This window comes from Sporosarcina thermotolerans (assembly GCF_030067815.1).
GTDB classification, from domain to species: Bacteria; Bacillota; Bacilli; order Bacillales_A; family Planococcaceae; genus Sporosarcina; species Sporosarcina thermotolerans.
This window is the reverse complement of record NZ_CP125968.1, coordinates 2,563,334-2,576,743: the sequence shown is the minus strand read 5'-3', so window position 1 is coordinate 2,576,743 and position 13,410 is coordinate 2,563,334. Positions and strand designations below refer to the sequence as shown.

At 41.1% G+C, this 13,410-nt stretch carries 6 protein-coding genes and 5 pseudogenes; 8 read left to right on the top strand and 3 right to left on the bottom strand.

The window, feature by feature from the left end; all coding sequences use genetic code 11:
* Positions 1-63 precede the first annotated feature (63 nt).
* From QNH10_RS14625 to QNH10_RS14605, 5 genes and pseudogenes are all read left to right on the top strand, one after another.
* The gene (locus QNH10_RS14625) at positions 64-1,773 is read left to right on the top strand and encodes a peptide ABC transporter substrate-binding protein (protein WP_283732116.1); all 1,710 of its coding nucleotides are present in this window, start codon (positions 64-66) and stop codon (positions 1,771-1,773) included.
* 176 nt (positions 1,774-1,949) lie between these two features.
* Complete coding sequence (gene opp3b / locus QNH10_RS14620) at positions 1,950-2,882, top strand: oligopeptide ABC transporter permease (protein WP_283732115.1); 933 nt, start codon at positions 1,950-1,952, stop codon at positions 2,880-2,882.
* Positions 2,882-3,902 (top strand): annotated as a pseudogene (gene opp3C / locus QNH10_RS14615) (oligopeptide ABC transporter permease). The gene opp3b and the pseudogene opp3C overlap by 1 nt, the downstream one beginning before the upstream one ends.
* Before the next feature lie 16 nt (positions 3,903-3,918).
* A pseudogene (locus tag QNH10_RS14610) lies at positions 3,919-4,982 on the top strand (ABC transporter ATP-binding protein).
* The gene (locus tag QNH10_RS14605) at positions 4,982-5,914 is read left to right on the top strand and encodes an ABC transporter ATP-binding protein (protein ID WP_283732114.1); all 933 of its coding nucleotides are present in this window, start codon (positions 4,982-4,984) and stop codon (positions 5,912-5,914) included. The pseudogene QNH10_RS14610 and the gene QNH10_RS14605 overlap by 1 nt, the downstream one beginning before the upstream one ends.
* Positions 5,915-6,119: 205 nt before the next feature.
* Here the strand turns inward: QNH10_RS14605 and QNH10_RS14600 are convergent.
* The 3 genes and pseudogenes from QNH10_RS14600 to QNH10_RS14590 all read right to left on the bottom strand — a co-directional run bounded on the left by QNH10_RS14600 (position 6,120) and on the right by QNH10_RS14590 (position 8,775).
* Positions 6,120-7,410 (bottom strand): annotated as a pseudogene (locus QNH10_RS14600) (L-lactate MFS transporter).
* 214 nt (positions 7,411-7,624) lie between these two features.
* Positions 7,625-8,412 (bottom strand): annotated as a pseudogene (gene fdhD / locus QNH10_RS14595) (formate dehydrogenase accessory sulfurtransferase FdhD).
* A 15-nt stretch (positions 8,413-8,427) separates the two neighbouring features.
* Positions 8,428-8,775: a Na-translocating system protein MpsC family protein gene (locus tag QNH10_RS14590; protein ID WP_283732113.1), complete on the bottom strand. Its 348-nt coding sequence runs from the start codon at positions 8,773-8,775 to the stop codon at positions 8,428-8,430.
* A 273-nt stretch (positions 8,776-9,048) separates the two neighbouring features.
* Between QNH10_RS14590 and fdhF the strand changes: the two are divergent.
* The 3 genes and pseudogenes from fdhF to QNH10_RS14575 all read left to right on the top strand — a co-directional run bounded on the left by fdhF (position 9,049) and on the right by QNH10_RS14575 (position 13,378).
* Positions 9,049-11,978, top strand: a pseudogene (fdhF, locus tag QNH10_RS14585) (formate dehydrogenase subunit alpha).
* 5 nt (positions 11,979-11,983) lie between these two features.
* Positions 11,984-12,463 (top strand): helical membrane plugin domain-containing protein, encoded by a 480-nt coding sequence (locus QNH10_RS14580; protein ID WP_283732112.1) that lies wholly within the window; start codon positions 11,984-11,986, stop codon positions 12,461-12,463.
* 276 nt (positions 12,464-12,739) lie between these two features.
* Positions 12,740-13,378 carry a Yip1 family protein gene (locus tag QNH10_RS14575; RefSeq protein ID WP_283732111.1) on the top strand — a complete coding sequence of 213 codons (639 nt, stop codon included), beginning with the start codon at positions 12,740-12,742 and terminating at the stop codon, positions 13,376-13,378.
* The last annotated feature ends 32 nt before the right edge of the window (positions 13,379-13,410 follow it).

Here is a 13,410-nt window from a genome sequence, read left to right as displayed (position 1 = left end):
ACGTTTTCAGGGTATAATAAAAAGTGTTAATTCTTCAGACAATTACAAAAGGAGGTCATCATCATGAAGAGAAACAAAATGCTATTGCTTTTAACACTTTCTTTAGTGTTGAGCGTCGTTCTTGCTGCTTGTGGCGGTAAAGACAAGTCAGAAGATAAAAACGCTGCACCTAACAAAGAAAACGACAAAGCTACACAAGAAGAAGTTAGCGAGCCAGATGCAGAACAAGTTCTTAACTTGATCGAAGCTGCTGCTATTCCTTCTGTAGACTCTGCTATCGTAGAAGACGCAGTAGGTTTCAACGTATTGAATAACGTAAACGAAGGTCTGTACCGTTTGAACTTGGAAAACGTTGCTGAACCTGCTATCGCTGCTGAAGAAGCAGTTGTGAGCGAAGATGGATTGACATACACATTCAAACTTCGCGACGCAAAATGGTCTGACGGATCAGAAGTTACTGCTCATGACTTCGTATTTGCATGGCAACGTGCAATCGACCCAGATACTGGATCACCTTATGGTCCATTCATGATGTCAGGTGTTGTTAAAAACGCAACAGCAATTAGTGAAGGGGATATGGACAAGTCGGAATTAGGTATCGTTGCTGAAGACGACAAAACATTGGTTGTTACTTTGGAACGTCCAGTGCCATACTTCTTATCACTTATGTCTTTCGGAACATTCTACCCACAAAAAGAAGAATTTGTAACAGCTAAAGGCGATGCTTATGCTACAAACTCAGACAACCTTCTATACAACGGTCCGTTCGTTCTAACTGAATGGGATGGTACTGGAGATAGCTGGGTTTATAAGAAAAACGAAAATTACTGGGATGCAGAAAACGTTAAACTTGAAACTATTAATGTTGACGTTGTAAAAGACTCTGCAACTGCTATCAAGCTATACAATGACGGCAAGAAAGACCGTGCAGGTGTATCTGGTGATTTAGCATTACAATACAGTTCTCATGCTGAAGCAATCGTACAACCTGAAACTTCTGTATTCTACATGAAGTTTAACCAAGAAAAAGACGGTAAAGAAACACCACTTGCAAACGTGAATATTCGTAAGGCAATCGCTAAGTCTTTCGAAAAACAAGATTTAGCTGATGTAATCCTTGCAAATGGTTCAATTCCTGCAGACTTCATCGTACCTAAAGATTTCGCTTTTGACGAAAATGGAAAAGACTTCCGCGATATCGGCGGCGACCACCTGGTATATGATGCAGAAGAAGCGAAAGATTTCTGGCAAAAAGGTTTGGACGAGCTTGGTGTAACTGAATTGGAACTTGAAATCCTTGGTGGAGACACTGAACTTTCCAAGAAAATGGACGAGTACTTTAAATCTCAACTTGAAAGCAACCTTGAAGGTTTGAAAATCAAATTGAAAGAAGTACCATTCTCCGTTCGTTTGGAACTTGATACAAACCAACAATATGATATCCAAATTTCCGGATGGGGCCCAGACTTCCAAGACCCGATTTCATTCTTGGACATGTTCGTCACTGATGGTACTAACAACTTGATGTCTTATTCTAACCCTGAATACGATGCGTTGATCGAGGCTTCAAAAGCTGAACTTGCATTGGATCCAGTAGCTCGTTATGAAGCATTTGCAAAAGCCGAGAAAATCCTTTTGGAAGATGACGCAGCTATCGCGCCGATTTACCAACGTGGATTGCTTCAATTGCAAAAACCATACTTTAAAGGTCTTGCAGTACATCCATTCGGAGCTGACTATAGCTACAAGTGGGCTTATATCTCCGGTAAATAATACGCATTACGATAAAACAATTTAATATGGAAGAGAGTATATGAACTCGGTTCGTTCGTATACTCTCTCTCTTTTAGTTGTAGGCAATAATTAGAAAATTTATTGTATTATCAACTTGAAAAAGTATTGAGTATTCAATTTGACATAAATGGAAGACCCTAATTTGGAGGTGCGATATGGTTAAATATGTTAGTAAGCGTCTAATTTATATGTTCCTCACGATGTTCCTCATTGCAACAGCGACATTTTTCCTTATGCAAACGCTACCAGGTTCACCAATAGCTTCATATAACAAGTTAAATGAATCGCAAAGAGCAATAGTAGAAAAGAAGTATGGTATCGACAAACCGAAGCCAGTACAGTACGCAATCTATATGAAGAACTTGGCAAAAGGGGATTTGGGTACATCATTCGTCTTTAAAGGGAAAAGTGTAAACGATCTTCTTGCAAGCCGTTTTAAACCTTCGTTTATCCTTGGGGCACAAGCGATGGTGTTCGGTACGATAATAGGTATCTTATTAGGTATGATTGCCGCGCTACGGCAGAACACATTCTGGGATTACGGAAGTACATTCTTTGCAATCTTAGGAATATCGATTCCATCTTTCGTATTTGCATCTTTACTGCAATATTGGGTTGCTTCAGAATGGCACTTACTACCTGTTGGATTATGGAATGATGGGTGGAAATCCAGTATCTTGCCTTCCATCGCGTTAGCAATGGGTCCGCTTGCATTGTCTGCAAGATTTATCCGTACTGAAATGATTGAAGTATTAAGCTCAGACTATATAACATTAGCAAAAGCTAAAGGTGCAAACGGCTTCGAAATTGCATTCAAACACGCACTTCGAAATGCATTGATTCCTTTAGTTACAGTTTTGGGGCCGGTTGCGGCTGGACTTGTAACAGGATCGCTTGTTGTCGAGCAGATTTTCGCAATCCCAGGTATCGGTGAGCAATTCGTTTCTTCTATTATGTCGAATGACCATGCGACGATTATGGGTACTACATTATTCTTCTCTGCATTCCTGATTGTCGTTATTTTCATCGTTGATATTCTTTACGGAATCATTGATCCAAGAATCCGTCTGTCTGGAGGTAAAAGCTAATGCAACTTGATAAACAACAATTACCGCCGGAAAAATTTGAACGAGTGGTGATCGATAGCGATTCGGCTGAACGTATTACGAAACCAAGTTTAAGTTTCTGGCAAGATGCTTGGCTGCGCTTGCGTAAAAACAAAGCCGCCATTGTCAGTATGGTTGTCCTCGTTTTGTTAGTTTTGATGGCGCTAGGTAGGACCGCATTTAAACGGTCGCTCGGGGGATACTCAAAATCTCCGTCATGCTAACTTACCGCCTAAAATTCCCGGTATCGAAAAGTTGGGTATATTTAATGGTGTTGGTGAACTTGGTGGACAAAAACTTGACCTTTATGAAGTTAAAAAAGTTGACGAATATTATTGGTTCGGAACAGACGGATTAGGGCGTGATTTATTCACTCGTCTTTGGGAAGGAACTCAGATTTCGTTATTGATTGCTTTCATTGCGGCTTTGATTGACGTTGTGATCGGAGTAGCTTACGGCGGTATTTCCGGCTATTTCGGTGGACGAACAGATGATGTCATGCAGAGGATCGTTGAAATTCTAATCGGGATTCCTACCTTGATCGTCGTTATTCTTATGATTCTCATTATGGAACCGGGAATAACAGCAATCATCATAGCGATTTCCATCACAGGTTGGATAGGGATGTCCCGTATTGTTCGTGCACAAATATTGAAATTTAAAGGGCAGGAATTCGTACTTGCCTCAAGAACCCTTGGTGCTGGACATAGCCGCATCATTACAAAACATCTATTGCCAAACATATTAGGAATCGTCATCATCAATACGATGTTCACGATTCCAAGTGCGATTTTCTTTGAGGCGTTCCTAAGCTTTATCGGAATTGGTCTTCAACCGCCTGCAGCTTCGCTTGGTACACTTATCAACGATGGCTACAAAGTTATGGAGTTCCAACCATACGTACTATTATTCCCATCGTTGGTCATAAGTATTTTGATGATCGCGTTCAACTTAATCGGTGACGGTTTGCGTGATGCACTTGATCCGAAAATGAAAGATTAATAGGAGGAAAGCCAAGATGGAAAAAATATTGCAAGTAAAAGACTTGGAGCTTTCCTTCCATACGTTTGCCGGTGAAGTGAAAGCAATCCGCGGAGTAAGTTTTGATTTGAACAAAGGGGAGACCCTTGCAATCGTAGGCGAGTCGGGATCCGGTAAATCCGTAACGACGAAATCCATTATGCGATTACTACCTGAATCTAGCTCCGAGTTTAAAAATGGTCAAATTTTATTCAATAATAATGATTTGACAAAACTCCCTGAAAAAGAGATGCAGAAAATCAGGGGTAAAGAGATTTCAATGATTTTCCAGGATCCAATGACATCTCTGAATCCGACGATGCCAATCGGAAAGCAGGTTATGGAACCGATTTTAAAACACCAAAAAGTGGGTAAAGCGAAGGCTAAGGAAGTTGCCATCGACCTATTGAAAATGGTAGGGATTCCGAATGCGGAAAACCGATATAAAATGTACCCTCACCAATTTTCTGGGGGACAAAGGCAAAGGATTGTCATTGCGATTGCACTTGCATGTAATCCAAAAGTGTTGATTGCTGACGAACCTACAACTGCGCTTGACGTTACAATCCAGGCTCAAATTTTGGAATTGATGAAGGATATTCAGAAGAAAGTCGACACTTCCATCATTTTCATCACACATGACCTTGGGGTCGTAGCGAATGTCGCTGATCGCGTCGCGGTTATGTATGGTGGACGTATTGTTGAAGTTGGTACAGTCGATGAAATATTCTATAACCCTCAACATCCGTACACATGGGGACTTTTAGTTCCATGCCATCGTTGGATCTTGAAGAGGAAAGACTTTATGCAATTCCTGGTACACCGCCGGATTTATTGAATCCACCGGTTGGAGATGCATTTGCACTACGTAGTGAATATGCGTTAAAAATTGACTTGGAGCAAGCCCCACCTATGTTTCAAGTAAGTGAAACACATTTCGCGGCAACATGGCTGCTTCATCCGAATGCACCTAAAGTGGACCCGCCCGCAACGATAATTGAGAGAATGAAGACATTCCGTGGAAGCAGATATTATGTAGAGACTCATGGAGGTGAAGCGTAATGGCAGAAAAATTGCTTGAAGTAAAGAACTTGAAACAATACTTTAATGCCGGAAAACCTTCAGAAGTTAAAGCGATTGATAATATTAGCTTTGACATTTATCGTGGTGAAACATTCGGTTTAGTTGGTGAGTCGGGTTGTGGTAAATCGACTACCGGCCGGACGATTATCCGACTTTACGACGCAACAGACGGTGAAGTCCTCTATGATGGTGTCAGTGTACATGGGAATAAATCGAAGTCTGAAGTAAAATCACTAAATCAAAAGATGCAAATGATATTCCAAGATCCATACGCTTCTTTGAACCCAAGGATGAAGGTTATGGATATTATCGCAGAGGGTCTTGATATCCATGGTCTTGTTAAAAATGCCAAAGAACGTAAACAAAAGGTAATCGAACTACTTGAAACAGTCGGTTTGAATAAAGAACATGCGGAACGGTATCCCCATGAATTCTCAGGCGGTCAGCGCCAGCGGATCGGTATTGCGCGTGCGTTAGCCGTGAACCCTGAATTCATCATTGCGGATGAGCCCATTTCTGCATTAGACGTTTCAATCCAAGCACAGGTTGTCAACTTATTAAGAGATTTGCAGAAAGAGAAAGGTCTTACATATTTATTCATCGCGCATGATTTATCAATGGTTAAATATATTTCAGACCGAATCGGTGTAATGTATTTTGGAAAACTTGTCGAAATGGCAACTGCTGAAGAACTTTACAAGAATCCGATGCACCCATATACAAAATCATTACTTTCCGCTATTCCCTTACCGGATCCAATCTACGAGCGTTCACGCGTCAGAACGCCATATAATCCGGAAGATCATAAATATGGTCCGGATGAAAAGGTGGAATTCCGCGAGATTTCGCCTGAACACTTCGTTTTGTGCTCAGATAGAGAATTTGCACAAATGAAGAAAGAAATAAAGTAAACCAAAGCCGTCCTTGTCGAAATCGATGAAGGCGGCTTTGTATTTTCACCCTTTAGGACGATGGCCATTTGTTTTTCAATCCATTTGATTTATATTGCTTTCACTGATAAGCAGGACTCCTTAAAAGTAGTAAAGTAGTAGGGTAAGAGGCGCTTTCTGTTCGAATTTGAACAGAAGGCGCCTCTATTATAATTTAATCAAAAAATCATGTGCTTTTTACTGTTCTTCCAACATTTGCTTTTTGCAAAATATTATTTTGTTCGCTCACTTTTTTAATATCCAGTTGGATTAAAATGGAGATGATTAATGCAACTACAAAAAGTCCGGCAAAGAAAATAAGGCTGCCTTCATAACTTCCCGTAGTATCCTTCATCCAAGCGGCAAACATAGGTCCTGCTAAACCTGCTGCGGCCCATGCTGTTAATATATATCCATGGATAGCTCCCAACTGCTTTGTGCCGAAAATGTCGCCGATATAGGCAGGGATGCATGAGAAGCCACCGCCATAGCAAGTGTAGATAACGGCAAGCATTACTTGGAAAATAATTGCGTTTGTTGTAAATGGAAGTAGGGCAAACAACGCTATTTGAATAACGAAGAACACCGTGTACGTATGTTTGCGCCCGAGATAATCCGAAATCGAAGCCCATGCCTAGTCTTCCGCCACCATTAAAGAGACCAAGGACACCTACAAGAGCAGCAGCTTGCACTGTCGTCATACCGATACTCTCAATTGCAAGCGGTTTGGCTGCCGACAAAATTGCGATTCCGCAAGTGACATTTATGAAAAGCATAAGCCATAAATAATAGAAACGTTTTGTTTTGACGGCCTCGTTTGCCGTCAGTTGCGCAAGATCCACTTTCGCTTCAACTTTTCCAGCTTCGATCTTTTTCAAAAACCCAGCAGGAGCCCATCCTTCTTCAGGTTTTTCAAGATAAAGTGAGGAAAGAAGCATAATTAGAAGGTAACTTGCCCCAAGTATAAAGAAGGTATTTTGCAGTCCAACTGAAGTTATCAGTATTTCCATTATCGGACTGCTAATTGCAGCGGCAAAACCGAACCCCATAATTGCCAAACCGGTTGCCAAGCCTCGACGGTCAGGAAACCATTTAACAAGTGTTGAAACTGGTGCAATGTACCCGACGCCCAATCCGATACCACCTAATACCCCGTAAAAGATATACAGTAGCGTCAGTGATGAAACGCTTACAGCAAATCCGGCACCCATAACGCCTACTCCGAAACAAATAGCAGCGAGCATTCCAGCTTTACGAGGTCCATGCTTTTCGACAAAATGTCCAAGAAACGCAGCAGATAGACCAAGAAAGAGTATGGCTATGCTAAACGTCAGTTGTACTTGGCTGGTCGTCCATCCGAATTGATCAATAAGCGGGTTTGTAAAATTGCTCCACGCATATACCGATCCAATCGAAATATGAATTCCGACAGCAGAAGCGGCGATCAACCATCTGTTCTTTGTTTTCTTCGATTTCACTTTCAATTTTCACATCTCCCTTTGATAATAATATAATATGACAGAAAATTTTTCTCCCTATTATCTCTCGTTTGTAACCCCTATTTTTAAACGGTAGAGTGAAAAGTTTTTCACGATTAAGAATAAGAAACCATATTTTGTCACATTTTAGTCATATTATCATCATCATTTGGGTTTGTCACTTACTATTTTGTCTAATGTGAAAAAAGTGAAATCAGTGAATTATCCTTTCGGGATGTGTGTAGACGTTGAAAGATTGTCCTCTGATGAACCCTACTGCGGTAATTCCAAGTTCATCAGCAAGATTGATCGCTAAATGTGTAGGTGCTGATTTTGACAGAACGATTTCGCAACCAATTTTGGATACTTTGAGTAAAATTTCCGAAGAAATTCGTCCGCTAAAGACGATGACCTTGTCTTTGACAGAAATATTATTTCTTAAGCAATACCCATATATTTTGTCCAGGGCATTATGCCTGCCGATATCCATCCGGGTTAACATCAGGTTATTCTTATCACACAGGGCTGCGATATGGACACCGCCAGTTTGTTGAAATAAGTCTGCCTGTGTATCCATATTTTCCATCAATGAAATACATTCTTCAGGGGTTAAATGGACATTCTTTTCAATCATTCTTTTTGCAGTTAGCGCATCATTCGCAAACACGAAACCTTGCCGACTCATGCCGCAACAAGATGTAATATACCTTTTATTTTGCAACTGTTCGAAAAACGGAAACGTTTTGTTTGACTCAATCGAGATAAACCCCAATTCTTCCTCCAATCGGATATCCTTGATATCGTCATAGTTTACAATAATCCGTTCGGATGCTAAAAAACCGACAACCATATCCTCTATATATTCGGGTGTGCAAACGATTGTCAATAACTCCTTGCCATTCAATTTCACAGTAATCGGGTATTCGGTTGCAACCACATCCTGTTTTGCTCAAAACGACCATTTGCAAATCGATAAATAGGTCGTTGATGAATCCGGTTCATATTTTTTCTCCTTTCTCATTCATCAATAGGTTTGTCGAACATGAATACAGATACCGCAATATCATCTTCCAATTTTATGTCTGAAAAAAGATGAACAAATTTCGCACCTACCAATTCTTCAAGTCCATCTGGCGGTGCTATATCATACACTTCTTGAATCATTTTCGTTCTCGCCAAATGTACCATCTCTTTTCCATCGGATTTTCCAGCAATGAACTTTTCAGTAGGCGTCAAATTACCGTATAGGGTTGAAATCGCCATATTATCTACGAAAATAGTATGTATTCTATCTGGTCCTTTTCCGAAAAGATCTTTCCTTAGTTTTCGGATGATGGCATTGAAGTCATGTATTTTTTTTGACATTATCAAACTCTCCTTTTTAATGCAATGGTGAATTATCTTGCAATTTACCGAAAAATCGATTGTATAATAGTTTGTTATAATCTATACTATTAAGTAAGTATGATATCGGCGTATGTGACTGCATCGATATTATAATCTCACTTTATAGTTGGATTGGTTATTTAGCAAGCCCTGCTATTAGACTATTCCACCATAATTCAAAGACACCTCTACAGCAGGTTTATTTGGTTATGGTGGTTTTTTTATTACAAAAAGGAGGCGCTTACATTGTCGATTAAAATTAATGGGACAGCATACCCGTACTCAGAAGGCACGACTGTATTACAAGTGATCAATGAATTAAAAATCGACCATCCGCAAATTTGTTACTTTCCTGAAGTAGATCCGATTGAGACATGTGATACGTGCATCGTAGAAGTGAATGGTCGCCTCGTCCGCGCTTGTTCAACAAAAGCAGAACACGGGATGGATGTGCAGCTATCTTCAACACGCGCCAAAGAAGCGCAAACAGAAGCGATGGATCGTATCCTTGAAAATCATCTGTTATATTGCACAGTTTGTGATAACAACAACGGAAACTGCAAAATACATAACACTGTCGATATGATGGGAATCGAGGAACAGAAGTATCCGTACGAGCCAAAATGCACAAAAGACAGTGTCGATTTCACGCATCCGTTTTATCGATACGATCCAAACCAATGTATCGCTTGCGGACAATGTGTGGAAGCCTGTCAAAATCTGCAGGTCAATGAAACACTAAGCATCGATTGGGAACGAGACCGTCCGATAGTCCTTTGGGATGGCGGCGCCAAGATTAATGAATCCTCTTGTGTCGGCTGCGGCCATTGCGTAACGGTTTGCCCATGTAATGCATTGATGGAAAAATCGATGTTGGGTGAAGCAGGATTTATGACGGACATAAAAGAGGAAATTTTGACACCGATGATTGATCTTGTTAAAAACGTAGAGCCCGGTTATAGCGGAATCATGGCGATTTCCGACGCGGAAGCTGCGATGCGTGATACAAGGACTAAAAAGACGAAAACAGTTTGTACGTTCTGTGGTGTAGGCTGTTCATTCGAAGTATGGACGAAGGACCGCGAAATCCTGAAAATTCAACCAGTTTCCGATGCCCCAGTTAATGCGATCTCAACATGCGTGAAAGGGAAATTCGGATGGGATTTCGTCAATAGCGAAGAACGATTGACAACACCCCTTATTCGAAAAGGCGAAACGTTCGTGGAAGCTACGTGGAAAGAGGCATTGGATCTTGTTGCAGATCGTCTGGGATCGATCCATAAAAAACATGGCAAAGACAGTGTCGGCGTCATTTCATCTTCTAAAATAACGAACGAAGAAAATTATGTAATTCAAAAACTGGCTAGACAAGTTTTCAAGACAAATAATGTTGATAACTGCTCTCGCTACTGCCAGTCACCTGCAACTGACGGGTTGTTTAGGACAGTCGGTATGGGTGGAGACGCAGGTACAATTAAGGATATTGCAAAAGCAGGACTCGTCATTATTATCGGTGCGAATCCTGCAGAAGGCCATCCGGTTTTAGCGACACGCGTAAAACGTGCCCATAAGTTGCATGGTCAGAAGTTGATCGTAGCTGATTTGCGTAAGCATGAAATGGCAGAACGATCGGATATATTCATTAGTCCGAAACAAGGAACAGACCAAGTGTGGCTAATGGCAGTTACAAAATATATGATTGACCAAGGGTGGCACGACGCTGCATTCATCCAAGAAAATGTCCATCATTTTGATGATTTTAAAGAAGTGTTGAAAAAATATACACTTGAATACGCCCAACATGTAACAGGCGTTTCTAAAGAAAAGTTGATCCAGACGGCTGAAATGATCCGTGATGCTGATGGAACATGTATTTTATGGGGGATGGGCGTTACCCAAAATACAGGTGGATCCGATACTTCTGCAGCTATTTCAAATCTACTTCTTGCGACGGGCAATTACCGTAGACCAGGTGCTGGTGCGTATCCACTTAGGGGTCATAACAACGTCCAAGGAGCATGCGATATGGGGACTCTTCCAGGATGGTTGCCTGGATATCAGCATGTCACGGATGACGCAGCACGCACAAAATTCGAGCGAGCATATGGAGTTGCAATTGACGACAAGCCAGGAATGGATAATATTCAAATGCTGCATGCCGTTGACGATGGCATTATGAAAGCGATGTATATCGTAGGGGAAGATATGGCGTTAGTAGACTCGAATTCAAACTATGTCCATGATGTAATATCGAAATTGGACTTCTTAGTCGTCCAAGATATTTTCTTCTCAAGGACTGCGAGGTATGCCGATGTCATTCTGCCAGCGGTGCCTTCCTTAGAAAAAGATGGCACATTCACGAATACGGAAAGAAGAGTGCAGCGTCTATACAAAGCATTGCCGGAATTGGGTGATTCAAAGGCAGATTGGTGGATCGTTCAGGAAATCGCAACCAGGTTGGGAGCAGATTGGAACTTTGCAGGACCAAGAGAAATCTTTGCGGAAATGGCAAGTCTATCACCTTTATTCGGTCAAGCCGATTACAGCAATATGGAAAACTGGGATAGCTTTTTATGGGGAAGTCTCGACGGGTCAAGTACACCATTACTTTATGTGGATGGCTTCAATTTCCCTGATGGTAAAGCAAGATTTGCACTATCAGATTGGGTGGAACCTGTTGAATATCCTGCGGAGTTCGACTTGCATATTAATAACGGACGATTACTTGAACACTTCCATGAAGGGAATCTGACGAATAAATCGGATGGTATCCAGTCGAAAGTGCCAGAAATATTTGTCGAAGTCTCCCCTGAACTTGCCAAAGAGCGTGGAGTCTAAGCGGATCTCTCGTCCGACTCGTATCTCCGCACGGGGCACTAAGATTACCTGTATTAGTGACGGACCGCGTAAAAGGTAATGAGCTGTTCTTACCGATGAACTCTGTGAAAAAAGAATCGGCCATCAACTTCCTAACAGGTCCAGCGGTTGATCAGAGAACGAATACACCAGCTTACAAGCAAACGAAAGTGCGCATGGAAGTATTGAGGAAGGAAGGCGACAATCCGTTGCCGGCCAATAATCATCGGAATAAAAAGCGGTACCCTCAAGATGGTGTCGAAGTAGAACGGAAATGGGAACGTCCCGGCTATGAGCATCTGACAGATCAACCGGAGAGAGGGTGACAAAAATGGCGGCACCGATTACATCCATTCAAAGAAAACAACTAACGCAGGAAGAGCAGCAACAAGAAAAATTGAACGAACTCCAAACTTTAATTGCTGAACAGCAGCAGTCTTTGAATAAAATTCTAGAACTTACGGCGGAACTGGATAAAGCGGGAGTGCTTGATGCTATTAATGCAATGGTAAAGGCGAAGGATGATCTAATGGGAATCGCTGTGAATCAAGCATCCCGTGAACCGATGACGAATTTAATCAATAATTTAATGAATACAGCGGGGATCTTAACATCGATAAACCCGGAGGTTACCGAGAGTTTGAAAAAAGCAATCGCACACGGGATTGAAGAGGCTGAATTATACAAAGGGAATGGGGATAAAGTATCCATCTTAAAAGTGATGACTGCTCTAAATGATCCAAATATTAATCGGGCAGTGAAATATGGTCTGGATTTCCTAAAAGGGATGGGGAAGGGACTGGAAGATTAATTCAAATCTTTAGTGGGCGCTCGTTAATTTGCACGGGCGTTCGTTTATCTTGGGAACCGCTCGTTTATTTCGTTATCCGCTCGTTTATCTTGATATCCGCTCGTTAATTTACAAAAGCGCTCGTTTATCCTGGAAACCGCTCGTTTATTTGTAAAAGCGCTCATTAATTCCGCGAACCGCTCATTTGCTAACACTCTCTAAAACTATTTGAAACTTTGTTAATATCTATACGTATCTTAGTTAGAGAAACGAAGTAAAAATAGAGAGAGGGGTATTATGCTGAATATTGAAGACGAAAAAAATGTAGAGCCGAAACTAAATCCGTGGACATCTGTTTGGCTTCATCCAAGAAAAACTGTGCAGTATGTTAGTGAATATAAGCCCGAGAGTTTTATTATTATGATTGCTGTCCTGGCTGGACTTGTTCATTTTCTTGATCAAGCAATGAGCAATGATCTTGGCGATATATGGAGCTTAGGTACAATCCTTTTAGTCTCGCTGATTGCAGGACCACTATTAGGAATCCTTGGTTTATATGTTGCATCTGGTTTATACCATATGATTTCAAGGATGTTCAGGGGATCTGGGACTTTTTCTCAAACGAAATCTGCCTATGCGGTTTCAGGAATCATCTTAGTATTAGGCGGACTAATATGGATTCCGGATCTAATCATTTTAGGGCAAGGCAATTTTATGAGTGACTATGACTTTACATTAGGACACTTTGCTTGGCTATTCATTTCATTGCTTGGCAATTTGACAATTGGGGGTTGGTCGTTAGTCGCTCTAATTGCTGCAATTTCAGAAGTTCATAGATTTTCTATAGGGAAGGCCATATTAGTTGTTGTATTGCCAATAATTATTTTGGTTGTTATAATCATAATAATTATCGCATTAACATTACCATTCTTTTAATAATACTTGCATTGCTTTTCATTGCAATGCAA